We start from the raw sequence: 26471 nt of genomic DNA on the forward strand, positions 1-26471 counted from the left end.
TAAAAAGAATAAAGTTATTTTTACTGCGAAAGGCATCACTTCTTGAAAATATAATGAGTGTGACAAAAGTCACCAACATTGGTAGATGATAACTCGATTTTTGTTAAAAAATAACAGAAATGGAAAACATTGCATACGTTGCATCTGCCTTAATTGGAATTTCGCTTGGATTGATCGGCGGTGGCGGTTCTATCCTCACCATGCCGGTACTGGTTTACCTATTTGGGGTTAATCCGCTATTGGCTACTTCTTATTCATTGTTCATCGTTGGCTCTACAAGTTTAGCAGGTACAGTCGGGAATTTTAAGCGTGGGCTGGTGAATATTAAAACAGCTTTGCTGTTTGGTAGTGCATCCATCTCAACTGTATTCTTAACCCGCAAATTCATTATCCCCCTTATACCCAAGATAATAATAAAAATCGGCGATTTTGAGTTAACAGAAAACATGCTCATGATGGTACTCTTTGCAGTTTTGATGGTAGCGGCTGCAACAGCGATGATTAAAGGTGCAAGAGCAGAAAGCAGCACCCGAATAGAAAAACCCCCACTTCACATCGGTAAACTGTTTTTATACGGCATTGCCATCGGCCTCGCTACTGGTTTTTTGGGTGCTGGTGGTGGCTTTCTACTTATTCCTACACTTGTTATTTTAGTGGGCTTACCCATGAAAGAGGCCGTAGGTACTTCACTTTTCATCATAGCGCTTAATTCGCTCATCGGTTTCACCGGCGATCTTGGACATTTCCATATCGACTGGATCTTTCTCGCCAAAATTACTACCGTTGCCATCGCCGGTATCGTGGTAGGTGGAATGATAAACAAAAAAATAGATGGAGGAAAACTGAAGAAAGGTTTCGGGTGGTTTGTACTGGTTATGGGTTGCTACATCATTCTAAAAGAGGTAATATTTAAGTAACCTTCAGAAACAAACTCCTTGTGTGACAAAAGTCACCAACGACCATATCGTTAAGGATTAATTTTGACATACTAATTTAATCATCATGATTATAGAACAAATTTACACCGGATGTCTGGCACAAGGTGCCTATTATATAGAAAGCAACGGAGAGGCGGCCATTATCGATCCGCTTCGAGAGGTTAGTCCGTATATGGAACGTGCACGGAAGAACAACGCAAAAATAAAATACGTGCTCGAAACACATTTCCATGCCGATTTTGTATCCGGACACATTGATCTGGCTAAAGAAAGCGGCGCAGAAATCGTTTACGGGCCGAATGCAAAACCCGACTTTGATTTTTACGGTGCGAAAGACGGAGAAGTGTTGCGACTTGGTGGGGCAAAGATTAAAGTGTTGCACACCCCAGGACATACCATGGAAAGCACCTGTTTCCTGGTTAGCGATGAGCAAGGAAAGGAAATAGCACTGTTCTCCGGCGATACGCTTTTTATAGGCGATGTGGGAAGACCCGATCTGGCACAGAAACCGGTCAGTGAGCTTACAAGTGAGATGCTAGCAGGTTATCTCTTTGATTCTTTACGCAATAAGATCATGCCTTTAAGCGATGATATTATGGTTTATCCTGCACATGGTGCGGGTAGCGCATGCGGAAAAAATATGAGCAAAGAGACCACCGATCTTTTGGGAAATCAAAAGAAGACCAATTATGCGCTAAGGGCAGGCATGTCCAAAGACGAATTCATTAAAGAGGTTACTGATGGTCTTTTACCGCCTCCTGCATATTTTCCTGAAAACGTCATGATGAACATCCATGGATATGATAGTTTTAACAAAGTGATAGAACGAGGCATGCAAGCCCTTAACCCCGATGCTTTTGAGCGGGTTGCAAATGAAACAGGAGCGGTAATTCTCGACACAAGAGCTCCAGAGGATTTTATAAAAGGCTTTCTCCCAAACTCGGTAAATATTGGCATCGATGGAAATTTCGCCCCCTGGGTAGGAACTTTAATCCCGGACATTAAACATCCTATTTTACTTATTACAGATGAGGGTAGAATTGAAGAAGTGCTCACCCGTTTATCAAGAGTAGGATTTGATGGTGCAGTAGGTTACCTAGATGGCGGCGTCGTTGCCTGGAAAAAAGCTGGTCAGGAAACCGACGAGATAAAATCGGTTTGTGTAGCCCGGCTGGCCGAAATCGGCAAAAAAGCGGAGGTAAATATTCTGGACGTCAGAAAAACAAAGGAATACTTAAGCGAGCATGTCGAGGGTGCTGTCAACCTTCCACTGGATTATATCAACGAAAACCTCGGCACCGTCGATAAAACCAAGACCTACTTTGTTCACTGCGCAGGTGGTTACCGTTCTGTTATTTTCAATTCCATCATGCGCTCACGCGGGTACCACAACCTCATCGATGTGGCTGGTGGTTTTAAGGCCATACAGGAAAACGGATGTATTCCGACTACAGCATTTGTATGTCCAAGTACCTTAATATAAAAGGGATATGAAAAATGAGAAAAAATCGCACTGGGAAAAGGTGTATTTAGAAAAAAGTCCTGACCAGGTCAGCTGGACGCAGGTCTACCCCACAGTTTCAATGGAGATGATAACGGGGTTCAATCTGGATAAATCTGCTCCGATAATCGATATTGGCGGGGGAGACAGTCTGCTTGTGGATTTTTTGCTTCAGGAAGGCTACAGCGATATTACCGTAGTGGATATATCTTCCCGGGCATTGGAAAAGGCAAAGGCAAGGCTTGGAGAACTGTCTGGCAGGATACACTGGATCGAGACAGACATCAGGGATTTTGTGCCGCAAAGAAGTTATGCAGTCTGGCATGACCGGGCCACTTTTCATTTCCTTCATTCATCAGAGGAAATCCATAGTTATGCAAACACGGCAGGTCAGTTTACCGGAGAATACTTGGTCATGGCGACTTTTTCGCTCACCGGACCAGAAAAATGCAGTGGCCTGCCCGTTTCAAGATACAGTGAAAGAACGCTGCGCGAGATATTTAGAGAAGGGTTTACCGAAATAGAGTGCAGGCCGCAAGAGCACACTACCCCAATGCAAAGCACGCAGGATTTTCTGTTCTGCAGCTTTAAAAAAAATACAGAGCAATAAGAAACGAATAAATACAATGAATAAACTACTTCAAATGATCAGCAGTTTTTTTTCAAAAGGTGCGTACAACCTCGATGGCTACCACTTCAAAAACGAATTTACAAAAAGCAGTGACGCAGTCCTCTTAGATGTAAGGACAAAGCCTGAATATGCCCCAGGCGCGCTTCCTTCAGCCATATATATCGATTTCCTGGGTTCTGCCTTTTCTTTAGAACTTGCAAAGCTGGATAAGGCCAAGCGGTATTTCCTCTATTGCAGAAGTGGAAAGCGTTCCTCCTCAGCGGTATCGGAGATGAGAAAACTTGGGGTGGAAGCATTCAACCTGGTTGGAGGTATCGGTACCTGGCCAAAATGAAGAAATATATTCAAGAAATATTGATCTATTCAACGCTGCCGGCCGGATTTCTTCGGGATGGCAGTTTGCTAAAATGATTCAGCACTTACTTGCTCAAACCGCCACAGGCATTACCTTTTAACAACAACAAAAACACCCATATTAACATTTCATTTAAAAAAACATGATTGATTTTATTAAACAACCCTGGCCTTGGTATTTCTCGGGCAGCATGATCGTACTCATTATGCTCATCCTACTTTTTTTCGGAAAGTCCTTTGGCTTTTCATCAAACCTGCGAACGATGTGCAGCATAGCCGGAGCAGGCAGGAAAGTAAAATTTTTTGATTTTAAATGGAAAGACCAGACCTGGAACCTCATGTTCCTTATCGGCTCGGTAATAGGTGGATTTGTTGCTACAAATTACCTTAGCAGTCCATCTCCCGTAAAATTATCATCCGCCACAATCTCCGATTTAAATCAATTGGGCATTAAGTTCGATGGTGGGTTAAATCCAACCGGCCTGTTTTCACTGGAAGCAATGAAAGATTTAAAAACGCTGGCTATTTTACTCATCGGTGGTTTATTAGTCGGTTTTGGATCTCGTTATGCAGGCGGTTGTACTTCTGGTCACGCCATATCCGGGCTTTCGAATCTGCAAGTACCATCACTAGTAGCCGTAATCGGTTTCTTTGTTGGTGGCCTGATCATGACTTTCCTCATCATGCCTTTTATCTTTTAAATCTAAAAAAAATGAAATTCATAAAATATATTCTTGCAGGAACACTTTTCGGAATCATCATGACCAAGTCTGAGGCTGTTTCCTGGTACAGGATCCAGGAAATGTTCCGTTTCCAGTCTTACCATATGTATGGAATTATTGGTACGGCCGTTGTACTTGGCGTAATTGCAGTATGGCTGATCAAAAAATTCAAAGCCAAGGATCTGGCCGGAAATCCGATTGTCTTCCACGATAAGGACAAGGCCTATATAAAATACCTACTAGGCGGCACCATTTTCGGCCTGGGCTGGGCACTCACCGGCGCCTGTCCCGGCCCCATGTTCGTCAACCTTGGGAGCGGATATGCCGGTATGGCGGTGGTCATCCTTGGTGCGCTCCTGGGCACCTATCTATACGGAGCGATGAAAAGCAAGCTCCCTCATTAATAAAATAGAATCTGATGAGCAAACTAAGGGCTATAATAGACCATAGATGTCCCAGGTGCCGAAAGGGAAAATTATATACCCATTCCATGTTCCATTGGAAATATGATCAGATGAATAAAAAATTTGCCTGCTGCAACCTGAACTATGAGATAGAGCCGGGCTTCTTTATCGGAGCGATGTATGTGAGCTATGTTTTCATTGTCGCAGAACTTGTCAATGCGGGCATTCTGGCATTCATGATCTTTGGCGAAGAAGAGCAGTGGGCAATCATCGCAACCACTATTTCTCCGGTCATCCTACTGTTCACCTTCAACTACCGCTATGCCAGGACCCTTTTGCTCCATATCCTCTCTCCGATCAAATATGATGAAAGTGCAGGCAGAAACTGCTGAGAAGATTTTGGGGCGCTGTGACAAAAGTTACAGTGCGAAGAACCGCTAAAGGGTAAATTTGATGTAAACCTGGCAAAGGCAGGAATCATACCGTTAAACACATTAATCAAAAATAAAAACACATGAAAATAGAACAATTTGAAGACAAGCACCTCTCCCATTACAGCTATGCGGTACTGAGCGAATGCCGGAATGAAATCATATTGATCGATCCCTCCAGGGATCCGTCTGCATATTACCATTTTGCCGAAAAACACCAGGCCAAAATAGTTGGTGTTATCGAGACGCACCCGCATGCGGATTTTGTGAGTGCTCATCTTGAAATCCATCATAAGACCGGCGCAACAATATATTGCAGCAAACTCAATACGCCGTCCTACCTGTTTTCCCCATTTGATGAAGACCAGACGATAACCCTGGGAAAGATCACCTTAAGGGCAATCAACACCCCGGGGCACTCTCCGGATAGTATCAGTATTTTGCTCGAACACGATGGGAAACAAAAAGCGCTATTTTCCGGAGATACCCTTTTTATCGGTGACTGCGGAAGGCCGGATTTAAGGGAAAGCGGAGGTGATTCAATGGCGGAACGCAATTTCCTTGCCGCCCAAATGTACCATTCATTAAGGGACAAACTGATGAAACTCTCAGATGAAGTGATTCTGTATCCGGCACACGGGGCAGGTACGCTCTGCGGAAAAGCGTTGAGCGAGGCCAATAGCAGTACCATTGGTGCTGAAAAAAGAAGTAACTGGTCACTGCAGGAAATGACTGAGGCCGATTTTGTGAGCGCATTAAATGAAAACCAGCCATTCATTCCATTTTACTTCCCTTTTGATGTGGCCTTGAACAAGAAAGGCGCAGCACCGTTTGAAGATTCGGTAAGTGCGGTTCAGATCATGGAATCCGGTGAAAACTTAAAACCAAATGCCCTAATTATCGATACGCGAAGGGAAGATGTTTTTAAGAAGGGACATATAGAAGGCGCTGTAAATATCATGGATGGAAACAAATTTGAAACCTGGCTGGGCAGCATTGTGAAGCCTGAAGAGCCTTATTATCTTATGGCAGAAAATCTTGCTACATTGCATAGTCTTATCGCGAGGACCGCATCCATCGGGTATGAAACGCAGCTTGCCGGCGGTTTTATAAACGCAGTAGAAACTGTCCCGGATGAGATTATCGATATCCAAAATTTTAAAGAGAACCAAAATGGATATACCATTGTGGATGTGAGGAACAAGACAGAGCGTATGGAAAACAGTATTTTTGAGAACAGCATAAATATTCCACTGGGAAATTTAAGGGAAAGGGTAAACGAAATTCCGCTGGAGCAACCCGTAGCAGTACACTGCGCCGGTGGATACAGAAGTGCGGCTGCAAGCTCACTGATTGCATCCGTTATTGATGGCAAGCAAAAGGTGCTTGATATTGGTGAGGCCATTAAGGATTTTCAGAATTAATATTTTAAAAGTGTGAAAACAGAAAGAAACAACGAGGATAAACTGCAGGTATTTGCCCGGTTTGGAAAATATCTCGTATGGACGTCATTTCTATTCGTTGTGATCATGTTTTCTCTTGTTTTAGCACTCAGCGGATTTCATCTTCCAAAAAGTTTCTATGCGGATAAGCCTAATCCATCCATTCAAAAGAATCAAATAAAACCTTTAGAGCGCCGTGTTGCTAAACCCGAATATTGGAAGGCGCCTGATACGATGCAGCTTCAGGGCAAAGCTGATGCGGATCTGATCAGGTATGGCCGGGATTTGATTGTCCGTACGGCATACTATTTAGGGCCGCAGGGTATCGTAGGAAAGCTGACTAATGGTATGAATTGTCAGAACTGCCACTTGGATGCAGGAACCAGGCCCTTTGCGAATAATTTCTCCATCTTTTATGCAGGTTTTCCAAAAATGAGCGCAAGAAGCGGTAGAAAGGAAGAAGCCTTTGAACGGATTAATGAGTGCTTCGAGCGAAGCATGAACGGCAAAGCTCCGGGAAGAAATTCCAGGGAAATGGTCGCCATGTTGGCCTATTTAAAATGGGTTGGAAAAAAACAGGATGCCGCACATTCCATTGCGGATAATTCGGTAAAAAAAATCCCATATCTGGATGTGCCTGCAGATCCCCTGAAGGGGAAAATGGTATATGCCTCCAAATGCAGCAGCTGTCATGGAGAAACGGGCAAAGGCGTTGCCTCACCTGATGGAAAAGGATATATGTACCCTCCCCTTTGGGGCAGGGACAGCTATAACGATGGTGCAGGAATGTTCAGGCTTGGAAATTTTGCAGGATTTGTCAAAAACAACATGCCTTATGGCGCCACCTACAAAGATCCGAACTTAACGGATGCGGAAGCCTGGGACGTAGCTGCATTTGTGAATGCGCAGCCCAGACCGCACCTGGATTCCAAAAACGACTATAAAAACCTGTACACAAAGCCAATAGATTATCCCTTCGGGCCATATGCAGATCACTTTAGCGAAAAGCAGCATAAATATGGTCCCTTTATTGACATGGCTGAACAGCACGCACCTATAAAACAGAAAAAATAGAAACATGAAAAAATTACTGATCTTACTCCAGCTTGTCATCATGATGGTCATCACCACCAATGTATCTGCACAGGAGACAAAAAAACCGTTTACGGGTGCTGTTGCAAAAAAGAAATCATATAAAGCGCTATATGTACTTAACAGTGCCGAGGAAAAACATATTTCGGGAACACTCAGGAACATCAACAATGCTTTGGAGGATCCAAGATTGAAGGGAAAACTGGAGGTTGAGCTTATCGCCTTCGGGGATGGCGTGGCGGTTTATCGCAAGGATGGAAAGTTCCTTGAGCAGCTTAATTTGCTAAAGTCAAAGGGCGTAATTCTGGCGCAGTGCGAGAATACCGTTCGCGAGCGGAAAATCGATAAGTCAGATCTCTTCGATTTCATCAGCTATGTGCCAAGCGGCAACGGAGAGATCATCATCCGTTCGGCGGAAGGATGGGTAATCGTTCATCCCTAATGTAAAAACCAAAACGGCAGTGAATCTTTAAAAGGTGCAAATTGGTATTTGGATACGATGCAAAGATTAGGATCAGTTGTGCCGGATCCATTTCACCCGGGGCCGCAAACGCCGAAAATTATTGTCATGTTTAAATATCAATGGCTTATGCCGGCAACACTAAAATTCAAAAGGTTCGACAAAATTGTCTATCATCGTATGTGCTGTGCGGAGTAACGCATTTAAAAATGCTAGGGAATTTATCGAAAAGCTACATAATTAAAACAGTACTCGCCCAAACAGCATTGATAAAATTTTGTTAATCAGGCATGCGGTGATCCGTCAACCAATATTATCAATAATGGAAAAAGAAGAACAAGCCATTCCTAAATCAAACACTGGTGACCATCTGGCCAACGAACGGACTTTTCTTGCCTGGATAAGAACTAGCATAGGAATTATGGGCTTTGGTTTTGTGGTGGTAAAGTTTTCACTTTTTATCAAGCAGATCACTCTCGCTCTTGGGGCCAAAGCCGTCGTACACCAAACCGGCAACTCACAGAGGATAGGAATACTTCTTGTCGGGGTAGGCGCACTGACCATCATCCTGGCATTTATGCGCTATCAAAAAACTCATACACTTATTAATCAAGGCAGTTATTACCATTCCTCTACACTCATCAAAGTCCTTACCGTGGTTATTTTCATTTCAAGCATGCTTTTGTTGATATATCTTGTAAGAACGACTTAGCGGATCTCTGACATGGAAACACTGATTGTGAGCACGAATACCAAACTTGAGAGAACCCGTACTTTATCACCGGTCAAATATGTTTCGCTACCAAACGCAGCAGGTCGTGAATATCGAAAGGCTTTTTAATAAAATTCTCTGCAGCGCAGCCCCTTCTGATGTCATAACGGTCCGCATGAGCACTCATCATGATAATCGGAACATTCCGGGTTTTCTCTAAGGACTTCAGGTAACTGCAGACTTCAATGCCGTTTCCATCGGGGAGCATAACATCCAGCAGAAAAAGATCTGCAACATGATCACTTAGCCCTGCCATAAACGAGCTTACCGAAGAAAACGCGGAAACCCCGTACCCCTCACTGTTAAAAAGAAGCTGTAATACTTCGGTTATACCCTCATCATTTTCCAAAAGATATATCATCTTTTCCATTTGTCATGCATATTGTGGGTTGCCCCTGGTTATAATAAATCTGATTTGCCATTCCTACGAATGTTTTTTAAAGGTCTAAAAAGGCCCCTACTTCCTCAATTTTCGCTTCTCATTGAGATGGCCGGTTTCCAGGTTCAACCGCTCCAGCAGGTAACGCAATAAAACCTCTCTATCTTGGTTTGCGGGGTGATATGCGTTATCTCCACCCTTTGCTGAGGATTTATTATGGTCAAAAGTTTCAAATGGTTGTGAAATATTTTTCTCTGTCATAATTTAAATTTTAGGTTAAATATTTTGCCTATTATTTTTTAGTTCCTGAAATTGCCAGAGCCAAACGAAGTCCAAAAAAGGAAACCTGCCCTCCGCTGCTTTTCCAACCCTCATAACGAAGGCCGAGATCTGCACTATAATGCTTCGAAATTGGAATGCTGGCACCCAAAGTCGGTCCGTAGGCAAAAGAGGTATTCAGCCGGTCTCCAAGAGTATTTGCTGCACCAAGCTCAAGGGCAGCGTAATAGATACCTTCAAAGTAATATTTTGCTCCGACTTTAATTGGAACAACACCATTCATGCTTGTTGGCTCTCCTAAATAATCGAGACGTTTTTTTACCTCATCCCTGTAGCGGAAAGTCATATAGCCCGCAGATCCGGTTAGGTTGAGGTGCTCCGAAACCTTGAATTCCACCTTTGTTGATGCCCCATATCCGTTGACATAAGTTTTAGCCGTCTTACCGGTCGGAAAGCCCATGACAAAGCCTACCGATATCTTGGGGACGGCAGTTTGATCTTGCGCCTTTACCTTTACAGTCATTAATAGCAGGAAACAGATCAGAAAAGGTTGAAATGTCCATCCGGCATAGGCACTCATAGGGAGGTCCTGTAAAAAATGTTTAACTCGGCCGCAATGCTTTCCAGGTAAGGGGCAAGCTTAAAATCTCTTGATACAAAGGATATTACCCCTTGTTTTTTACATTCCCAAACCGTCCCAACCAGCTCTCCCTCGATGTAGACCTGGTTGCATCTTTTCTTTGGGACATCTATGCAAATGTGTTTTCCCCCGATTTCAAACTCATGGTTAAATTCTAAATCTTTCATATTTTCCTTTTTTCTTATCTGACTAATAAAAAGATTTGCCGGGCGGCTAATATCCGCCCGGCAATGTTTTATAGCGTCTGACCGCTTTTGATCTCATCGTTCGCGGGCGAAATAATCTCTGTCCCGGCTTTGATGGAACCAAAAATCTCGGTCATCTCTGTTCCCTTCATCCCTTCCTTAATGTCAACGAGCTTGGCTTTACCATTTGCAATTTCCACTACGTACTTCCGTTCTGTAGAACGCACGATAGCAGAATTAGGCACAAGAAGCGAAGTCGCACCGGATTTAAGCGGGATTTCAACCTCGGCATACATGCCGGCCTTCAACCTGTTATCTTTATTGGCCACGTCAACCTCGACGATTTCCTGGCGCATGTTGCCCAGTGAATTTGCAGACCGGCTGATCTTGGCCTGGCGCTGTTCCCCCGGCAGCGCATTGAAGCGGAACTTGACCATCTGGCTTAGGTCCACTTTGTCTACATAATCCTCAGGTATAGAAACTTCAAGCCTCATGTGGGTCAGGTCCTGCAATACCAGCATGGGTAGGTCCGAAGATTTGCCCGCCGACACCAGTGCTCCCGGTGATACATTCCTGTCAACGATCACCCCGTCAAAAGGCGCATATACTTTCAAGTAGTCCTGCATGGTACGTACGGAGGATACATTTGACCGCTCAGCCTCCGCTATGGCCTTATCTCCTTTCATCCTGGAAAGCGCATTATCAAGTTCTAGCGGAGATACCGAACCTTCCTCTTTTGCTGCTTCTTTCAGACGTCTGTATTTCTCACTGCTCGCCGATGCGGTCTCCCGTGCCTGCAGGTAACGGGAATTTGCCGATTGCAATTGTGATTCGAGTTCCGGTGCTTCCAGGGTCATCAGCAGCTGGCCTTTGGTCACCTTAGAACCCAAATCGACCAGTATTGCTTTCACAAAACCATTGGCCTTGGGAAAAATGTTTACCTGGTTGAAAGGCTTGAGCACCCCGGGAATGCGGGTAAAACTGGAAAGGGCCTCTTCTTCGACCTTTGTGGTTTCATATTTGGCTTCCTTGCCGTTTTTTTCGGGACTGATGTTCACGGGCTTCTGTTTTCCGCCACACGCGGCCAGAGTACTTATAATTATTATGATGGGAATGAATCTGGTTTTCATGTTGTTTATCTTTTAAATTCTTGTTTTTCTAGGCATTAGGTTTGGTTCTTTTAAGCTGCTTTTTTTCTGTACCCAGGCGAAAACCTGCGGAAGGATGAAGAGCGCGGCAAGGGTTGAAAAGAATAGCCCGCCAATAACAGCCCTGCCGAGCGGCGCGGTCTGTTCACCGGATTCGCCCAACCCAGAGGCCATCGGGATCATCCCGGCTATCATCGCAAAACTGGTCATCAGGATCGGCCTTAAACGAATCCCGGCACTCACCACTGCCGCCCGGGTAGAATCCTTGTAATCCAGCCTGAGTTTTTCGGCGTTGGTCACGATAAGTATCGCATTGGCCACTGACACCCCGGTGGACATGATCATCCCCATGTAGCTCTGTAGATTGAGGGTCGAGCCTGTAAGCAATAATGCGGTAAGCGACCCAAGGATTACAGCAGGAACGGTCGAAAGAACCGTCAGCGAAAGCTTGAAAGACTGGTAATTGGCCGCAAGCAGCAGGAAGATCACCAATATCGCAAAAGCAAGTCCGCCCTGAAGAGAAGATAGTGTTTCAGTCAACAGGCTCGACATACCTTTCACTTCAGCAGTTAGTCCCTTAGGAGGCGTGCCTACGGACTTTAGTGCCTTTTCTACATCAGCAGTTGCCGTTCCAAGATCCTTTTTATAAATGTTTGCGCTCACGGTCAGAAAGCGTCTTGGCCCGGAGCGGTCATATTCTCCTGGAAGGTAACTGGTATTGAAAGTAGCGATGTCGCCCAGTACCGGACTGCTCTGCCCTTTAACCAAAGGAATTTCTTTGAGCTCATCCATTGTATTCATGACATACTCTGGAACCTGTACCTGTACCTGGTAGGTATAGGCGGTTTTTTCATCGAGCCATTGGTTCTTCTCAGTAAATCGGCTGGATGAGGTACTTGCAGTAACTGACCTTGCGATATCAACCACGTTCAGCCCAAACTGCGCCGCCTTTAATCTATCAAGGGTAATAGAAACCACGGGAATGTGCAGGGGTTGAGCAATCTGGATATCACGGAGGTAATCTATTTTTTTAAGTTTAGAGAGCACCTTATTAGCGTAAGACTCGATCTGGTCCATATCTTTTCCTGCTACTCTGATCTCAATAGGAGTTGCAGCGCCTTGGCTCATAATCTTTTCGGTCATGTCAATCGGCTCAAAGGTGATACGTAGGTCAGGAAGTTTATAAGCGATGTTCTTTCTCAGCGCATCTTTCAGCTCATCCATATTTACCTTATAATCTTCATCAAGGTTCACCTGAAGCACAGCCTCATGGGTACCGGTATTGAAGATATATAAGTTACTTGTTCCGTAACTACTCGGAATAAGCCCAACGTATCCCGAACTAACTGCGATATGGTTATCTACTGTCTGATTGATAATGGAAAGTACCTGCTTAAATTTCTCCTCGGTGCGCTCTAATCTGGTACCGTCCGGCGCTTTGATGCGGATCTGGAACTGTCCGTTATTGAGCTTTGGCATCATATCCTTTCCAATAAAAACAAATCCCAGTCCTGCAAGAGAAATCACCAGAACTAAATAAATCCCGACAATACCTTTTTTCATCGGCATCCACCGCTGGATGATTGCCATAAACCGCACCTTCACCCTTTCAAAGAAATCATTTTTTTCCGGTTCATCCTTTTCATTTTGCAGATGCTTTTCTACCTGCTCTCCTTGCCTCTCGTCCAGGGCCTCTCCTGCATGAGCATGGATCTTACCATGGTCATAGTGCTGGTAACGTTCTTCGTTTATCATCCAGTTGGATAGAATGGGAACTAAGGTCTGGGCCACGATGAAAGAGACAACCATGGTGAAGCCAATCGAAAGGGATAGTGGCAAAAACATCGCCTTTGGTATACCGTTCATCATAAAAGATGGTGCAAATACTGCCAGAATACACAGCAGGATGAGCAGCAGCGGGAATGCGATTTCTTCACAGGCATCGTAAATGGCTTCGCGTTTGGGCTTGCCCATTTCCAGGTGCTGATGGATATTTTCGATCGTCACCGTTGCCTGATCGACCAGGATCCCTATTGCAAGTGCCAGACCGCTCAAGGTCATGATATTTATGGTCTGACCGAACATGCCTAGTAAAAGCACCCCAATTAAAATCGATACCGGAATGGTGATCACCACGATAAGACTGCTTCGCAGATCACGCAGGAATAGCAACACCATTAGGCCCGTTAATAGTGCACCAAGACCACCTTCAGTGATCAGGCTTTTTACCGAGTTGATAACGGCAACAGACTGGTCAAATTCATAAGAGATGTGGACATCGTCCGGCAAGAGGCTCTGCATTTCGGGGATTTTGGCCTTTAAGGACTTTACCACTGACCAAGTCGAGGCGTCTGCTGTTTTGACCACAGGAATATACACAGACCGTTTCCCGTTGATCAATGCATAATCCACGGTAACATCCGCTGCATCGGCAACCCTTGCCACATCCCTTACCAATATTGAAACGCCGTTTTTTGTAGCTATTGGAATGTTGTTGAATTCATCGACCGTTTTAACCAGGGAGTTCATAGAGGTCACCATCATGGTATTGTCCAACCTTAGATTTCCCGAAGGAGACATGACATTGAACTTGGATAAAGCCCCTACCACCTCGTCCGGAGTCAGATTATAACTCCTTAATTTGCTCGGATCTACACTAATGGTAATCGAGCGGGAATTGGCACCGAATGGCGGTGGCGCTGAAAGCCCTGCGACAGAGGAAAACATGGGCCTGATACGCGTTGCCGCCATATCATAGATTTCTTTCAGACTGCGGGATTTGGCCGAGAGTACAAGCTGGCCTACTGGCAGTGAAGAGGCATCAAAGCGGACCACCTGCGGAGGCAAAGCGCCTGGAGGGAAGAACTTCATGGCCCGGTTAACCTGCAAGGCAACCTGGGCAGAAGCCTCTGCCATATTGGTGCTTTCATAAAAACTCAGCTTTAGCATCGTCAAACCCTGAATGTTTTTGCCGGTAATATTCTTAACGCCATTAACATAAAGAAACTGATCCTGTAGACGAGTGGAGAAGAAGCCCTCCATCTGTTGTGGAGACATACCTCCGTAGGATTCAATAACATATATTGTCGGCGAATTAAGCTGGGGGAAAATATCTATTGGGATCTTCAGCGCACTGAGAACTGCAAAGAGCAGTAAACTCGCGGTGATCACCACTGTTGTAATCGGCTTTTTCAGGGCCGAGGTAACCATTGACATATCTTTATTATTTTAATGTGTTTAACAGTGAATCTACTTGGTTGGTGGCGATAGCCTTTTGAAAAAGCGCCCGGATGTACAGATATTTTGCGTTGACAAAATCGGTTTCTGCACGGTAAAGGATGGTCAGGGCTGCATTGAGCTCAATGATGTCGGTCAGCCCGTTCTTATAAAGCGAGAGCTTCTGGCGATACCCTGCGGCCGCTGCCTTTAGCTGGTTTGGTATTTCATCGAGTCTTTTATGCGCGGTACTGATCTCAAGGCCTGCCTGAAGGGCGGCATTTGATAACATTAGCCGCTCCTGCTGTAGTTCCTTTAAGTAAAAATTGCTACTGGCCTTTTGGGTCCTAAGCTTCAACTGACGCCTGCGCAGATCAAATAAGTTATAACTGATCCCTACGCCCACGAGGTAATTTTCCCGTTGCCATTCCAAGCCATTCGAGAGACTGTTGAAATTATCATTGGCATCAATGCTTGATCCCCTTGACCAGGCAGCAGCTTGCAGGCTTACCTTTGGATTATAGGCTTTTTTGACCAGGTTTTCCTTCTCAACGCTGCTTAGATAATTGCTTTTGTAGAAATCAAGCAGCGGATGGCTTGAACTGTCGGTCAACTTTACCGATAGGTTTACCTCAAGCGATTTTAGCCGATCCAGGATCGTACTGTCAGCGACAATACTTTCCGGATTTAGCCCGCTGATTGCTGCAATGTCGAGCTGAACCTGTCTGTAGGTATTGTCCATTTCAATATAGTTCAATCTTGATTTGGAGAGTTCGGCCCCTGCGATACTGGTATCCACACCCGGACGCACACCGCTTCTGGCAAGGGATAAAATCGAACGGTTGATCTGCTCATTGCGACTGATATTGCTTGCTTGAATGGATAGCATGTCCTGAAGCTTTAGTAGACTCAGGTAATCATCAATAGCGATGGCCCTTGTCTGGTATCGGCGCTGGGCAAACTTGGATCGTTCAACGACAAGTTCTGATTTGGCGACTGCATTCTGAGCTTTATAGGCACCAAAATTATAGACCTCCCAATCAAGGGAGACAATACCAAGATTAGTAAGTGTAGCCTTGGTAGTGCTTTCAGTCCTAACACCTCTGGAATTGGAAGGAACAATACCAAAGGCCATGTATGGCCCTGCAACATTATTGTTTGAGCCCAGATCTGCCTGATAATTAAGCTTCAGATTTGGAAGGGCATTCGCCGCGGTCTCTCTTAACTGGGCGGCACGTATATCAACTGTTGCTGAATCAGCGGCCAGTGAAGGTGAAAAAGCGGTCACGTGATCGATCAGATCAACGATCCCGATGGGCTTTGGGGAGGTTTGGGCATGGCTTTCCAGCCCCATATATAAAAGTGGGAACAAACAGAAAATCTGTTTAATACGGATCATGTCTTTAAATTAAAATTTAAGGAAAAAGATTTGACGGACGTCTTGGACAGGAAACACGGTGATTAACCGGCCGTCGTCACTTCATCATTTGAAGGACCTGTCAATAAAAGAAAATTGAGATAAATCTCAGATCCGAAAGACCTGGTTGGAAATATAAATTGGGACTGATCCGGCAATCCTGTATCTGATCTCAAGAAAATACCTGTTTAGGTTAGAGGCTAAAAGCGAAAGCCCCAAAAATAAGATGACGCCGATAAGAAAAGCTTCCAAAACAGGAAGCACGGTTTTCTTGCGTTCATCAAGGATACACTTAAATTGTCTGGTAATTTTTGAATCCTTTCCAAGCGGAGAAAAGCTACCTTTGTACTGCGCAGCTGATTTTATTCCCCGGGCGGACTCTAAAAGGGAGAGGTTGGATAAAAAAAAGATATTGCCCAAAGAGATAATCAGGTACAGCAAGACGACTCCAATTATAGAGCAATTTGGTACCTGCTTAACTTTCAAACCCTTCAAATTTAACAACCTAAATATATAGGCGCTAAAATCTGCATTAATCTAAAAAGATGAGAGGATAAACCGCAACAAAACCGTTACAAAATATCAACAAATATTAGGTTACGATATTTCTCACCCTACTTTCGATTGTCATCGAATAATTTCTTTTTCCTATACTGTCCCTCCATCTTGTTGTTCAAAACTTTATCAAAATTAACCACAGCTTCACAATGCTCAAAAAGGGTCGAACTTCCGCGGGTTGACCCTACTAAGTGGCAATATGAGGCATCTAAAAAGTATGCCTCTTATTTTTTAAACATTAAGAACTTGAAAATAAGTCACTTACAATAGATTAAATTGAATTTTTCGGTTCGAACTTTTTAGAATTTTCCCTAAAATTAAGATATACCGCAACTATTTATAAAACACCAATTGTCTAGACATCAGTGTTGAACTCCATAAACTGCTATCTAATTAGCCAAATAAGCATGTGGATTAGTTTCAATTGCGAACATCGATCAGCTTGAATATTATTCAATTATAGGATAAACGGGGGGAAATCCGTTTGGTCTAAATTTTTTTACAATTATGCGCAAATGCCATGTAGCTTGCATTTAATTTAGAAGGTACATACCCTCGGTTTAACAACGTGATTGATTTAACACCGCCATTGAAATGAAATTTGTATTTTTTGTTTTTTGAAATAATTTGATGAAGCGGGAATTGAAAGTTCATGCATTATTTAATGCATTCCTCAACTCGCATCTAGCCTTCATTTTCATAGAATTCGAATTATCAAGTACTCATCATCAAAAACTGAAATTCTTATTTGAATAATGGAATGAGTTTATGAGAATCATATCCTAAAAAACCCATTTTTTTAAGGCTAGAGAAAGGACATACCAAGAACAACCTCAAACCTTGGTAAATATCAAATAATGAGGGAATAATGAAAATAAAATGAATGGAATAAATTTGCCTATTTATAAAAATGAAAGGGCAACTAGAATGCTGCCCTTAATCAATTAATGCTCACGGTGATTGGCATCTTAAGCAGCTACTCCTGTCATTCTTCTGCATTCTTCCGCACAAGCCTTACAAGCATCTGCACATTCCTGACAATGCTGGGTATGATGATTACTACACTCATCTCCGCATTGCTGGCAAATATCTGCGCAAATACGGCAAATGTCTTGAGCAAAAGAGCTACCCATACTCATCAATTGAGCGGCAGAGTAGCAGATGGCTGCACATTGCATATCAAGCTCAATACACCGCGCCATCATTTTCACGTCTTCTTCCTGAGTGCATGAACTTGCACAATGATTGCAAATTGAAGCACACTTTAAGCATGCATCAATACAGTTTTTCCATTCATGGTATCCCATAACTTTAATTTTTTAGGGTTATAAAAAAAATTCCTATATAGATAACATGGTTATTTCCAGGCGGTTTCATTTTGTTTAAGAAAAGCTTTAATCCCGTGATATGATGCTTGTTTAAACGGTAGAAGAATAAGAAACTGGTTCTCGTATTCAAATAAGGAGGAATAGTGATAAATTAAATTCTCAACACCTACTTTAAGATTTTGCACATCATTTTATTAGTATTATATTTGCAATACGGAAATGGTGTCCTTCCGATTCAACCGCTTTTTTCAAAAGCTGATGGCGCCTACAATAGAAATTCCAGCAGGTAATAAAATCTGCCGGTCAAAGTATTGTAGGTGAAAAAATTAAAAATAAATTCTCAACTCTTATTGCTGGCAGCTATCTTAATTGCGCTTGTCTTACTTTGTCTGTCTGCCAAAGTGAGATCAGTGTTAGCAATGGTCCTGCCGGTTGAAACTGAATGGTTCTTGTGGATAAATCAGCACCATAATGCATTCTGGGATACGATCATGTACTGGGCCAGTGATAAGCGTTTTTGGCTTCCTTTTTATGCCTTCATTATTTATTGCCTCTTCCAGAATTTCTGCAAAAAAATTTGGCAGGTTCTTATTACCATTGCGCTACTAGTTGCTAGTGCAGATCAGATTGCTTCAGGACTGATTAAAAACACCGTTAAGCGTCTACGCCCTTCCCATGAACCGAATCTAACTACGATCATTCATTTAAGTAAAGCAGGTGCGGGTGGGATGTATGGATGGCCATCCGCTCTTTCATCACCTATCTTCAAAAGCATTCTTTCCGCTGGTTCGGCATTTACCGGATCATTGCCGGAGCAACGGTTCTTGTACTCATTTACTTTGGAATTATTCAATAACGGAAAATTAACATAAAACTATGTGGTGGATCTACGCGCTATTATCAGCTTTCTTTGCTTCCCTTACGGCCATCTTTGCAAAAGTCGGCGTAACCAATGTCAATTCTGATTTGGCTACTGCCATACGAACGGTGGTAATACTGATTGTAGCCTGGGGGATCGTAATGGCCAGAGGCGAACTTAAAGGAATTACGGAACTGTCAAAGCATAACCTGCTATTTCTTTTTTTATCTGGCCTTGCCACCGGCTTGTCCTGGATATTCTACTACAAGGCTTTGCAGATCGGGAAAGTGTCCCAGGTCGCCCCTGTTGATAAGTTGAGTGTTGCCCTAACTATTATACTTGCAATGGTGTTCCTGAAAGAAGCTCTTACCCTGAAAGTATTCTTTGGTGCCCTGCTGATCATTGGGGGAACACTGGTTTTGATCTTTTGAGAAACTCAATTATTTGTAAGCAACCGAAATACTAAAAATCAATATAAAACAAAAAACTATGAAATTAACTAAAATTCATGCCCGTGAAATTTTGGATTCCAGGGGCAATCCGACAGTAGAAGTAGAAGTCACTCTTAACGGAACAACAGCAAGGGGTATTTCTCCATCCGGGGCAAGTACGGGTGAAAAAGAAGCCGTAGAGCTTAGAGATGGTGATCCAGAGCGCTATAATGGTAAAGGCGTGGAAAAAGCAGTAAAAGGGATTAACGTCGAAGTCGGCAAATCAGTCACCGGCTTATCCTTTGAGGGTCAGCAGGCCTTCGATGATCATATAATTGGTCTGGATGGAACCGAGAATAAATCAAGGCTCGGCGCAAATGCGATGCTTGCGGCCTCAATCGCCTTCGCCCGGGCTTCGGCCGTTGCAAAAGGGATTCCCTTGTATAGGCAGCTAGTGGAAAGGGAAGGTTACGTAATGCCCGTACCGTGCATGAATGTCATTAATGGGGGAAGGCATTCTGATAACAACATCGATTTTCAGGAATTTATGATTGCCCCTCATAACGCCCCCTCGTTTAAGGAAAGTATCCGTATGGGCGAAGCTGTTTTTCATTCCCTGAGAAGTCTGCTAAAAGCGAAAGGCTATTATACCGGAGTTGGTGACGAAGGTGGGTTTGCGCCAAATCTGAGTTCTAATGAGGAAGCCGTCCAAATCATCATGGAAGCGATACATATTGCCGGTTTTGCTCCAGGCAAGGATATTTCCCTTTGTCTTGACCCAGCGACCAGCGAAATGTGGAATAATGGAAAATATGAATTTTATAAAAGTTCTAAAGAACGGATCACAACAGATGAAATGATTGGCTTTTGGGAAGGATGGTTAAAAGAGTACCCAATTATCCTGTTGGAAGACGGGTTGGGCGAAAACGATTGGGAGGGATGGAAAAAGCTGACCAGCCTTTTGGGAGACAAAGTGGGAATTGGTTGGAGATGATATATTCTGCACCAACCCGAGTATTATCCAGCAGGGAATCGACCAGGGCATTGCAAACAGCGTACTGATTAAATTGAACCAGATCGGTACAGTTTCCGAAACGCTAAAGGCCGTAGAACTAGCCCAAAAAAACGGTTACAATTGCTTTATTTCTCACCGCAGTGGTGAAACTGAAGACACGACAATTGCGGATCTGGTTGTCGCTACCGGTGCGGGGCACATCAAAACAGGAAGTGGCTGCCGCTCTGAAAGGGTATCTAAATTTAACCAGTTGCTTCGGATAGAAGAAGAACTTGGTGATAGGGCATCATTTGCAGGAATCAATACTTTTTATAAAAAATTATAAATCAGCCACTAACCTACAATGAAACATAATAAATTTTTATTTGAACACCTTTCGGTTTTTAAATATGCGGTTCGATGGACGCTGCTTATACTTCCTGTTGCCATTGCAATAGGAAGTATGGTTGCCTTGTTCCTTTGGCTGCTAGGCTGGGCCATTCACTTTCGCTTTCAGCATACCTGTCTCATTTTTCTGCTACCTTTAGCAGGTATTGTGATCCACCTGATTTATCAGTCAGTTGGTAGGTCCTCAGAAAAAGGAAATAACCTGATCATGGATGAAATCCATAGGCCGGGTGGTGGAGTGCCCAGGCAGATGGCGCCAGTAATCTTAATAACTACAGTGATTACCCATTTGTTTGGCGGATCGGCTGGAAGAGAGGGAACCGCGGTACAAATCGGAGGAAGCATCGCAGGAATGTTTAGCCGCTGGTTTAAGCTAAATGAGGTAGACACCAAGATGCTCCTTACCGCGGGAATTGCAGCCGGGTTTGGGGCGGTGTTCGGAACACCGCTCACCGGTGCCATATTTGCAATGGAAGTTCTGGCCATTGGAAGAATAGAGTACAAGGCTTTACTTCCCGCATTAATTGCCAGCGTGCTTGGTGATCTTACTGTCTCTGCCTGGGGCATCCATCATACCGCTTATCACATCGATCTCATAGAGAAAAGTGCCTACTTTCTATCTGAATACCTGCCGGTAAACCTACTCCTGCTTAGTAAGGTTATTCTAGCATCCACATTGTTTGGTCTGGCCAGCTACCTGTTTGCTGTAATGGTGCATGAGATCAAGGCCTTTTTTTCTAAAGTATGTAAGATCCAGTGGCTTATTCCTGTTATCGGTGGTCTGATTATTATAGGCTTGACTTACGCCATCGGGAAACCGGATTACTTAAGTTTGGGCGTGGATAGCGAATACCAAGGAGCCGTTACAATTCCCTCTGCTTTTCAGCCTGGTGGAGCAGATACTTGGAGCTGGTTATGGAAGACCATTTACACAACTTTAACATTAGGAACTGGATTTAAAGGTGGTGAGGTAACGCCTTTGTTTTATATTGGCGCAACATTAGGCAATGCACTTTCGACCTTATTAAATGCTCCAGTTAGTTTGTTTGCTGCCCTTGGATTTATTGCTGTTTTTGCTGGTGCAACGAATACACCCCTTGCCTGTACGATTATGGGTATAGAACTTTTTGGTAGTGAATACACCATGTTTTTTGCGGTAGCCTGTTTTACAGCCTATTTTTTCAGTGGCCATTCAGGTATATATTCTTCACAGCGTATTGCGGTACCCAAAATATTTACGGGAACATAAAATATTGACTTATCCTGTTCCTGTGGATTATCATAAAGAGGTGAAATTTTTATAAGATCCTTGACCAATGCAATCAGCAATTTATATCAAAAAACAACGCTATATCGACCGCTTTCCTTCCTCTCTTTTCTAAAGCATCAAGTACAGATGATTTAACTGCCTATGTTGTTTTAATAAGGTAGAGCAGTAAAAGTATACTAGCTATGAAAACTAAAGCGGTTAAAACTTTAACAAAAAGTGTTGAATGGTAATACACCCCCTGATTCAATTGTTCTTTCGTTGAATTATATCTTAAGTAAGAACAAATGATAGTAATTGCTCCCAGGGCAACTAGAAAAATCCCGATAATGCGGGAATCTCCGGTTTGGTGCAGGGGCACTTTACTCCCCAGTGCGGCACTGATCTGCTTGATAAATAGCGAGAATTTCATCACCACGAAGCCAAATCCCATGATACCAATACTGGTTCTGATCCAGGCCAAAAATGTTCTTTCATTAGCCAAATGGTCTCCTGCATGCTGTTTGGTGTTTTCCTGATCTTGAATTTTCATCTTGTTCTGTATCGGTATATTACAGCAATATATTTGCATGTTATGTCAATATCGATGCCAGTTTGGAGATGATAACCCTGGTATCCCGGATGCAAGTAAGCCTGTTTGATTCAGTGCCGGCAGGATAGCAGGTAACTGCAATTTCTTCGATAAACGATAAGCCTGATAGGTCAATAGATTCTTTAACCTCTTGTTCAATGCTTTTCATTAGGATCATGATTAATCGGGGTTGATATGTTCTGATTTTATGAGCTAATTGCTCTATTCCCCCTGCCTCTGGTTTTTTCTGATTTTAACTGACGATTTATCAATAGGTGTACAAGTTAGATGTTCCAAAAAGCATCCCGTGCCTTTAAAGAACTGCAAAAAATCTTCTACAGATTTAAAATCGCCAAATACCTCACTAAATGCAAGATAAATTGTTCGAAACAGATTAGTATTTCCCAGGTAAAAATGTTTATCGTCACCTCCAGGAGCTTCAGAAACAAAGAGCAGCAGCACTTTAGCTGGCTGATATTGCCTCGAAATTTCGGTAACACTATACATTATAGTTGTAGCTTTTAGCGAAGCGCATAAATAGTTCCGCCAGAGCGTCCTGCTGACCATGAAGCTGAATGAAATGAAACGGCCTTTCGATAACCATATCCTTGATATCTATGATGCGGCATTCATTATTCTTGAGCTCTTTCAATATGGAGTGGATAGATAAAAAAGCCAGGCATTTGCTGTGAATCAAATAGGATTTAATGCTTTCGGTACTACCTAACTGCATTTCTATATTTAAGTCCCCCACCTTTATCTGGTGTGCTTTTAAAGCATATGCAATAACATCTAGTGTACCAGAACCAGGTTCACGAAGTAATAAATCATAATCCTTCAACTCATTCGGTTTGATCATTTCCTTTTTCATGGCATAATTGTGACCAGAACACACCAGCACCAGCTCGTCTTTTAGATATTGTTCGTATTTAATCTGTGGGTTCCGGGAGATGCCTTCAATGATTCCAAAATCTATTTCCTTAGCAATCAAACGCTGCTCTACATCTTCTGTGTTTCCGGTAACCAGTTGAATTTGTATATCCTTAAACTTATTGTGAAACTGTGCCAATACAGGTGGAATGATATATTGTGCCACAGTACTGCTGGCACCAATCCTCAATATTCCTTTATGCTGTTTAGTAAGTAGATTCATATCATATTCCAGTTCCCGGTAAGTTCCAAAAATCTGTTCTGCGTAATGCAACAATAATTCGCCGGCTGGGGTGAGGCTGATTTTTTTGTTTCCACTGCGTTCAAATAATGACATTTTGAACTCCTGCTCTAATTCTTTAATGTGTTTGGTTACAGCAGGCTGACTGATAAATAACTGTGCCGAGGCCTTTGTAAAATTCAGCCTTTTAGCGACAGCATAAAATACTTGCAAACGGAAATCTATCATACACGGTTTTAGTAGATAACCTAAGATACAAACAATTTGTTTCAACGGGTACTGACATCATAACCTTACGTTATCATCAATAACTTTTTATGCTTTTTCTGATGAGTAGAATAAATGCACATTTGTAACAGAAAAATATTGGTTATGAATAAGGAATCAACAGAAAAAGAAATCAGACAAGCACTTATATATACAGCCAGGACAACGGCTATCATTGCGTTTCTATTTGTTGCTTGTGGAACCATTTTCATCTGCACTTTATTTTTTAATGTGCAGCCAGATGTAGTGACAGCAAAAACCAAACAGGATGTGGAAACCGGTATAGCTGCTGTTAACGTCAAAAGCCAGGTTGTACCTGCTGATGCCTGGAAAGCGCCTGATGAAAATACGATTCCGGCGGACACCAAGTACGGCCAGATGATCAGGTATGGCAAAGAATTAATAGCACATACGAGCAAATATTTTGGGCCAAATGGATCCATAGCCCGTATTACAAATGGTATGAATTGTCAGAATTGTCACCTCGAGGGTGGAACCAAACTGTTCGGAAATAATTATGCTGGTTTTATTTCCAGTTTTCCTAAAATGAGTGGCAGATCAGGAAAGGTTGAACCTGCATCGGCACGTATTGCAGAGTGCTTCAATCGAAGTCTTGCAGGCAAAGTACCAGACGAATCTAGTAAAGAGATACAGGCAATGCTGGCTTATATGAAATGGCTTGGAACAGGTGTAAAAAAAGGGGAGAAAGTGTTTGGAACGGGAACCGAAAAATTAAAATTCCTGGATAGGGCAGCGAATGTCAAACATGGAGCGATTTTATATACCAGTAAATGTCAAAGTTGTCATGGTGCAAATGGTGAGGGAATACTTGATGAAGACAAACTAACTTATGTTTATCCGCCATTATGGGGCAAACACAGCTACAATGATGGCGCAGGGATGTATAGACTCAGTAACTTTGCGGGGTTCGTAAAGAACAATATGCCATATGGTGCCAGATATGGAGATGCGCAGTTAAGTGATGAGGAGGCCTGGGATCTCGCTGCTTTTGTGAACTCACAGCCAAGACCACATAAAGATCAGGGAAAAGATTACCCTGATTTGTTAAAAAAACCTTTTGATGCGCCATACGGACCATATGCCGACAAATTTTCTGAAAATCAACATAAGTATGGTCCATTTGCACCAATTGTAACCTCCGAAAAACAAGTAAAACTAACAACTAAATAAATCATCAAAATCTAAAATCATGAAAAAAATAACCTTAATCTGTACATTATTTTTGCTGATCGCAGCAACCTCGGCCACTTTTGCCCAAGCTACACCTGCTAATTTTACAGGGGCAAAAGCCACCCTGAAAAATTATAAGGCACTGTATGTAATCAATAACGGTGATGAGAAAAAGATTGCAGGAACACTTCGAAACCTAAAAAATGCACTCGACGATCCCAGGTTAAAAGGGAAAATCAATGCAGAACTTATTGCCTTTGGAGATGGCGTAGCTGTTTACCAGAAGAACGGATCTTTTGAAAAAACATTGTTAGAACTGCAATCCAGAGGAGTAATTCTTGCACAATGTGAAAATACCGTCAGAGAAAGGAAAATCGAAAAAAATACCTTATTTGATTTTATCAGTTATGTACCCAGCGGCAATGGTGAAATCATCATCCGTCAATATCAGGGATGGGCAGTTGTACATCCTTAAACCAAATAATTAGAAAATCATGAAATATATAAATCACACCTTTTTAGCCACAGTTGCATTTTTATTGCTTTGTGGAAATGTTAAGGCCCAGGATCATCGCTTTGATCCGCCCTGGAATACTCCACCTGAAAGTAAAGTTCAGTTCACAGTACCTGGAGTAGACAATGTGCCTGATCTTTTTGGAGACATTAATGATCCCCAACTGGTGGTTTTCTTTGCCGGTAACCAGTTTATGTGCATTGACGAATTAATTGCAGCCTTTAAAAAGTCATATCCACATTATCAGCGGGTATTTGCCGAAACGCTTCCCCCAGGCATTTTAGCCCAACAAATAAAAACCGGTAGCATTGTGGTGGGCAACATGAGAATTACCTTAAAGCCGGATGTTTATACAGCTGGTAAGAACCGGATAGACATGACCCCTGAATGGTTTAGCAAAACGACTTTATATGCTAGAAACAGGTTGGCAATCATGGTCCAAAAGGGAAATCCGAAGGCATTGAAGTCACTCAAAGATTTAGCAAATAAAGAGCTGAGGATCAGTATGCCCAATCCAGAGAATGAAGGGATCGGTAAACGTATTGAAGAAGCCTATGTGAAAGCTGGAGGGGAAACATTAAAATCTACCATCATGGAAGATAAAGTTAAAGATAAGACTACTTATCTTACCATGATCCATCATCGCCAATCACCAATGAGGATCCTATACAACGAAAGTGACGCCGCTCCAGTATGGTATACTGAGGCCTACTATCAGAAAATGATTGGCCATCCTGTTGAGCTCATTGAAATTCCTGAAAAAGAGAATATCCATGCGCAATATATAGCGGGACAGTTAAAAGATGCGCCACATCCGGCCGCTGCAAAAGATTTTATGGATTTTTTGATCAGTCCGCAGGCTGCTGCCATCTACAAAAAGTTTGGTTTTGATTTACCTTAA

General features: G+C 42.9%; 31 protein-coding genes and 1 riboswitch. Of the genes, 19 read left to right on the forward strand and 12 right to left on the reverse strand.

Translation table 11 applies throughout. The features are described from left to right. The first annotated feature begins 119 nt into the window (after positions 1–119). From AC0IWE_RS15770 to AC0IWE_RS15820, 11 genes are all read left to right on the forward strand, one after another. Positions 120–917, forward strand: coding sequence for a sulfite exporter TauE/SafE family protein (locus tag AC0IWE_RS15770; RefSeq protein ID WP_090985888.1), 798 nt, complete (start codon positions 120–122; stop codon positions 915–917). 85 nt (positions 918–1002) lie between these two features. Further along, a complete protein-coding gene (locus AC0IWE_RS15775) occupies positions 1003–2421 on the forward strand; it encodes an MBL fold metallo-hydrolase (RefSeq protein ID WP_056095268.1) in 1419 nt (472 codons plus the stop codon). 7 nt (positions 2422–2428) lie between these two features. Next, a complete protein-coding gene (locus tag AC0IWE_RS15780; protein WP_056095270.1) occupies positions 2429–3049 on the forward strand; it encodes a class I SAM-dependent methyltransferase in 621 nt (206 codons plus the stop codon). A 16-nt stretch (positions 3050–3065) separates the two neighbouring features. Next, positions 3066–3404, forward strand: coding sequence for a rhodanese-like domain-containing protein (locus tag AC0IWE_RS15785; RefSeq protein WP_197413310.1), 339 nt, complete (start codon positions 3066–3068; stop codon positions 3402–3404). Between the two features lie 163 nt (positions 3405–3567). Further along, the gene (locus tag AC0IWE_RS15790; RefSeq protein WP_056095272.1) at positions 3568–4125 is read left to right on the forward strand and encodes a YeeE/YedE family protein; all 558 of its coding nucleotides are present in this window, start codon (positions 3568–3570) and stop codon (positions 4123–4125) included. Positions 4126–4136: 11 nt separating this feature from the next. Beyond that, positions 4137–4550 (forward strand): DUF6691 family protein, encoded by a 414-nt coding sequence (locus tag AC0IWE_RS15795; protein WP_090985890.1) that lies wholly within the window; start codon positions 4137–4139, stop codon positions 4548–4550. A gap of 86 nt (positions 4551–4636) precedes the next feature. Further along, positions 4637–4942 carry a hypothetical protein gene (locus AC0IWE_RS15800; RefSeq protein WP_090985892.1) on the forward strand — a complete coding sequence of 102 codons (306 nt, stop codon included), beginning with the start codon at positions 4637–4639 and terminating at the stop codon, positions 4940–4942. Positions 4943–5064: 122 nt separating this feature from the next. After that, the gene (locus AC0IWE_RS15805; protein ID WP_056095282.1) at positions 5065–6405 is read left to right on the forward strand and encodes an MBL fold metallo-hydrolase; all 1341 of its coding nucleotides are present in this window, start codon (positions 5065–5067) and stop codon (positions 6403–6405) included. Positions 6406–6417: 12 nt separating this feature from the next. Beyond that, entirely contained in the window at positions 6418–7497 is a 1080-nt protein-coding gene (locus AC0IWE_RS15810; RefSeq protein WP_199562757.1) for a c-type cytochrome, read from the forward strand. Between the two features lie 4 nt (positions 7498–7501). Further along, complete coding sequence (locus tag AC0IWE_RS15815) at positions 7502–7957, forward strand: DsrE family protein (protein WP_056095285.1); 456 nt, start codon at positions 7502–7504, stop codon at positions 7955–7957. 340 nt (positions 7958–8297) lie between these two features. Continuing rightward, the gene (locus tag AC0IWE_RS15820; RefSeq protein ID WP_056095288.1) at positions 8298–8687 is read left to right on the forward strand and encodes a YidH family protein; all 390 of its coding nucleotides are present in this window, start codon (positions 8298–8300) and stop codon (positions 8685–8687) included. A gap of 73 nt (positions 8688–8760) precedes the next feature. On the opposite strand, the gene AC0IWE_RS15825 is transcribed toward AC0IWE_RS15820, so the two are convergent. The 8 genes from AC0IWE_RS15825 to AC0IWE_RS15860 all read right to left on the reverse strand — a co-directional run bounded on the left by AC0IWE_RS15825 (position 8761) and on the right by AC0IWE_RS15860 (position 17876). Next, complete coding sequence (locus tag AC0IWE_RS15825; RefSeq protein ID WP_056095291.1) at positions 8761–9117, reverse strand: response regulator; 357 nt, start codon at positions 9115–9117, stop codon at positions 8761–8763. 87 nt (positions 9118–9204) lie between these two features. Continuing rightward, positions 9205–9387, reverse strand: coding sequence for a hypothetical protein (locus tag AC0IWE_RS15830; RefSeq protein ID WP_056095295.1), 183 nt, complete (start codon positions 9385–9387; stop codon positions 9205–9207). A gap of 31 nt (positions 9388–9418) precedes the next feature. Then, positions 9419–9985, reverse strand: a complete 567-nt coding sequence (locus AC0IWE_RS15835) for a hypothetical protein (RefSeq protein ID WP_056095298.1) — start codon at positions 9983–9985, stop codon at positions 9419–9421. After that, positions 9982–10212 carry a hypothetical protein gene (locus tag AC0IWE_RS15840; RefSeq protein WP_056095301.1) on the reverse strand — a complete coding sequence of 77 codons (231 nt, stop codon included), beginning with the start codon at positions 10210–10212 and terminating at the stop codon, positions 9982–9984. The genes AC0IWE_RS15835 and AC0IWE_RS15840 overlap by 4 nt, the downstream gene beginning before the upstream one ends. Positions 10213–10280: 68 nt before the next feature. Then, a complete protein-coding gene (locus tag AC0IWE_RS15845; protein WP_090985894.1) occupies positions 10281–11360 on the reverse strand; it encodes an efflux RND transporter periplasmic adaptor subunit in 1080 nt (359 codons plus the stop codon). Positions 11361–11372: 12 nt separating this feature from the next. Beyond that, positions 11373–14594 (reverse strand): efflux RND transporter permease subunit, encoded by a 3222-nt coding sequence (locus tag AC0IWE_RS15850; RefSeq protein WP_471793798.1) that lies wholly within the window; start codon positions 14592–14594, stop codon positions 11373–11375. 7 nt (positions 14595–14601) lie between these two features. Continuing rightward, positions 14602–15993 carry a TolC family protein gene (locus AC0IWE_RS15855; RefSeq protein WP_056095310.1) on the reverse strand — a complete coding sequence of 464 codons (1392 nt, stop codon included), beginning with the start codon at positions 15991–15993 and terminating at the stop codon, positions 14602–14604. Positions 15994–17537: 1544 nt separating this feature from the next. Further along, positions 17538–17876 (reverse strand): four-helix bundle copper-binding protein, encoded by a 339-nt coding sequence (locus tag AC0IWE_RS15860; protein ID WP_008245450.1) that lies wholly within the window; start codon positions 17874–17876, stop codon positions 17538–17540. A 227-nt stretch (positions 17877–18103) separates the two neighbouring features. Further along, a riboswitch (Fluoride riboswitch) is annotated at positions 18104–18172 on the forward strand. A gap of 42 nt (positions 18173–18214) precedes the next feature. On the opposite strand from AC0IWE_RS15860, the gene AC0IWE_RS15865 reads away from it, so the two are divergent. Genes AC0IWE_RS15865 through AC0IWE_RS15885 form a run of 5 tightly spaced genes read left to right on the forward strand, consistent with a single transcriptional unit; the run spans position 18215 to position 21838 of the window. After that, positions 18215–18769: a phosphatase PAP2 family protein gene (locus AC0IWE_RS15865; RefSeq protein ID WP_124910972.1), complete on the forward strand. Its 555-nt coding sequence runs from the start codon at positions 18215–18217 to the stop codon at positions 18767–18769. Between the two features lie 4 nt (positions 18770–18773). Then, positions 18774–19187 carry an EamA family transporter gene (locus AC0IWE_RS15870; protein WP_008245453.1) on the forward strand — a complete coding sequence of 138 codons (414 nt, stop codon included), beginning with the start codon at positions 18774–18776 and terminating at the stop codon, positions 19185–19187. 58 nt (positions 19188–19245) lie between these two features. Next, positions 19246–20181, forward strand: coding sequence for a phosphopyruvate hydratase (eno, locus tag AC0IWE_RS15875; protein ID WP_471793799.1), 936 nt, complete (start codon positions 19246–19248; stop codon positions 20179–20181). Next, positions 20168–20527: a hypothetical protein gene (locus tag AC0IWE_RS15880; protein ID WP_471793800.1), complete on the forward strand. Its 360-nt coding sequence runs from the start codon at positions 20168–20170 to the stop codon at positions 20525–20527. The genes eno and AC0IWE_RS15880 overlap by 14 nt, the downstream gene beginning before the upstream one ends. An 18-nt stretch (positions 20528–20545) precedes the next feature. Next, positions 20546–21838, forward strand: coding sequence for a voltage-gated chloride channel family protein (locus tag AC0IWE_RS15885; protein WP_008245455.1), 1293 nt, complete (start codon positions 20546–20548; stop codon positions 21836–21838). 160 nt (positions 21839–21998) lie between these two features. On the opposite strand, the gene AC0IWE_RS15890 is transcribed toward AC0IWE_RS15885, so the two are convergent. The 4 genes from AC0IWE_RS15890 to AC0IWE_RS15905 are packed head-to-tail and all read right to left on the reverse strand — an operon-like array spanning position 21999 to position 23871. Then, entirely contained in the window at positions 21999–22388 is a 390-nt protein-coding gene (locus AC0IWE_RS15890) for a YidH family protein (protein WP_008245456.1), read from the reverse strand. Positions 22389–22428: 40 nt separating this feature from the next. Next, positions 22429–22596 carry a hypothetical protein gene (locus tag AC0IWE_RS15895; RefSeq protein WP_246101505.1) on the reverse strand — a complete coding sequence of 56 codons (168 nt, stop codon included), beginning with the start codon at positions 22594–22596 and terminating at the stop codon, positions 22429–22431. Between the two features lie 53 nt (positions 22597–22649). Further along, on the reverse strand, positions 22650–22934 hold the full coding sequence (locus AC0IWE_RS15900; protein ID WP_431292698.1) for a hypothetical protein: 285 nt from the start codon (positions 22932–22934) through the stop codon (positions 22650–22652). After that, positions 22927–23871 carry a LysR substrate-binding domain-containing protein gene (locus AC0IWE_RS15905; protein ID WP_471793801.1) on the reverse strand — a complete coding sequence of 315 codons (945 nt, stop codon included), beginning with the start codon at positions 23869–23871 and terminating at the stop codon, positions 22927–22929. Before AC0IWE_RS15905 ends, AC0IWE_RS15900 begins: the two co-directional genes overlap by 8 nt. 99 nt (positions 23872–23970) lie before the next feature. Between AC0IWE_RS15905 and AC0IWE_RS15910 the strand changes: the two genes are divergently transcribed. From AC0IWE_RS15910 to AC0IWE_RS15920, 3 genes are read left to right on the forward strand one after another with little or no spacing between them, the layout of a single operon-like run. Next, positions 23971–25056 (forward strand): c-type cytochrome, encoded by a 1086-nt coding sequence (locus tag AC0IWE_RS15910; protein WP_471793802.1) that lies wholly within the window; start codon positions 23971–23973, stop codon positions 25054–25056. Between the two features lie 19 nt (positions 25057–25075). Next, the gene (locus tag AC0IWE_RS15915) at positions 25076–25531 is read left to right on the forward strand and encodes a DsrE family protein (RefSeq protein WP_008245470.1); all 456 of its coding nucleotides are present in this window, start codon (positions 25076–25078) and stop codon (positions 25529–25531) included. A gap of 19 nt (positions 25532–25550) precedes the next feature. Continuing rightward, the gene (locus tag AC0IWE_RS15920; RefSeq protein WP_056870676.1) at positions 25551–26471 is read left to right on the forward strand and encodes a molybdate ABC transporter substrate-binding protein; all 921 of its coding nucleotides are present in this window, start codon (positions 25551–25553) and stop codon (positions 26469–26471) included.

The organism is Pedobacter sp. AC402, from assembly GCF_979252805.1.

Coding starts and splice junctions, on each gene's coding strand:
- AC0IWE_RS15850 (WP_471793798.1), bottom strand. CDS start 14,594: ATGTCAATGGTTACCTCGGCCCTGAAAAAGCCGATTACAACAGTGGTG.
- AC0IWE_RS15895 (WP_246101505.1), bottom strand. CDS start 22,596: ATGAAAAGCATTGAACAAGAGGTTAAAGAATCTATTGACCTATCAGGC.
- AC0IWE_RS15885 (WP_008245455.1), top strand. CDS start 20,546: ATGAAACATAATAAATTTTTATTTGAACACCTTTCGGTTTTTAAATAT.
- AC0IWE_RS15920 (WP_056870676.1), top strand. CDS start 25,551: ATGAAATATATAAATCACACCTTTTTAGCCACAGTTGCATTTTTATTG.
- AC0IWE_RS15840 (WP_056095301.1), bottom strand. CDS start 10,212: ATGAAAGATTTAGAATTTAACCATGAGTTTGAAATCGGGGGAAAACAC.
- AC0IWE_RS15900 (WP_431292698.1), bottom strand. CDS start 22,934: ATGTATAGTGTTACCGAAATTTCGAGGCAATATCAGCCAGCTAAAGTG.
- AC0IWE_RS15770 (WP_090985888.1), top strand. CDS start 120: ATGGAAAACATTGCATACGTTGCATCTGCCTTAATTGGAATTTCGCTT.
- AC0IWE_RS15785 (WP_197413310.1), top strand. CDS start 3,066: ATGAATAAACTACTTCAAATGATCAGCAGTTTTTTTTCAAAAGGTGCG.
- AC0IWE_RS15870 (WP_008245453.1), top strand. CDS start 18,774: ATGTGGTGGATCTACGCGCTATTATCAGCTTTCTTTGCTTCCCTTACG.
- AC0IWE_RS15780 (WP_056095270.1), top strand. CDS start 2,429: ATGAAAAATGAGAAAAAATCGCACTGGGAAAAGGTGTATTTAGAAAAA.
- AC0IWE_RS15825 (WP_056095291.1), bottom strand. CDS start 9,117: ATGGAAAAGATGATATATCTTTTGGAAAATGATGAGGGTATAACCGAA.
- AC0IWE_RS15915 (WP_008245470.1), top strand. CDS start 25,076: ATGAAAAAAATAACCTTAATCTGTACATTATTTTTGCTGATCGCAGCA.
- AC0IWE_RS15775 (WP_056095268.1), top strand. CDS start 1,003: ATGATTATAGAACAAATTTACACCGGATGTCTGGCACAAGGTGCCTAT.
- AC0IWE_RS15830 (WP_056095295.1), bottom strand. CDS start 9,387: ATGACAGAGAAAAATATTTCACAACCATTTGAAACTTTTGACCATAAT.
- AC0IWE_RS15910 (WP_471793802.1), top strand. CDS start 23,971: ATGAATAAGGAATCAACAGAAAAAGAAATCAGACAAGCACTTATATAT.
- AC0IWE_RS15805 (WP_056095282.1), top strand. CDS start 5,065: ATGAAAATAGAACAATTTGAAGACAAGCACCTCTCCCATTACAGCTAT.
- AC0IWE_RS15835 (WP_056095298.1), bottom strand. CDS start 9,985: ATGAGTGCCTATGCCGGATGGACATTTCAACCTTTTCTGATCTGTTTC.
- AC0IWE_RS15820 (WP_056095288.1), top strand. CDS start 8,298: ATGGAAAAAGAAGAACAAGCCATTCCTAAATCAAACACTGGTGACCAT.
- AC0IWE_RS15890 (WP_008245456.1), bottom strand. CDS start 22,388: ATGAAAATTCAAGATCAGGAAAACACCAAACAGCATGCAGGAGACCAT.
- AC0IWE_RS15790 (WP_056095272.1), top strand. CDS start 3,568: ATGATTGATTTTATTAAACAACCCTGGCCTTGGTATTTCTCGGGCAGC.
- eno (WP_471793799.1), top strand. CDS start 19,246: ATGAAATTAACTAAAATTCATGCCCGTGAAATTTTGGATTCCAGGGGC.
- AC0IWE_RS15815 (WP_056095285.1), top strand. CDS start 7,502: ATGAAAAAATTACTGATCTTACTCCAGCTTGTCATCATGATGGTCATC.
- AC0IWE_RS15860 (WP_008245450.1), bottom strand. CDS start 17,876: ATGGGATACCATGAATGGAAAAACTGTATTGATGCATGCTTAAAGTGT.
- AC0IWE_RS15845 (WP_090985894.1), bottom strand. CDS start 11,360: ATGAAAACCAGATTCATTCCCATCATAATAATTATAAGTACTCTGGCC.
- AC0IWE_RS15800 (WP_090985892.1), top strand. CDS start 4,637: ATGTTCCATTGGAAATATGATCAGATGAATAAAAAATTTGCCTGCTGC.
- AC0IWE_RS15795 (WP_090985890.1), top strand. CDS start 4,137: ATGAAATTCATAAAATATATTCTTGCAGGAACACTTTTCGGAATCATC.
- AC0IWE_RS15855 (WP_056095310.1), bottom strand. CDS start 15,993: ATGATCCGTATTAAACAGATTTTCTGTTTGTTCCCACTTTTATATATG.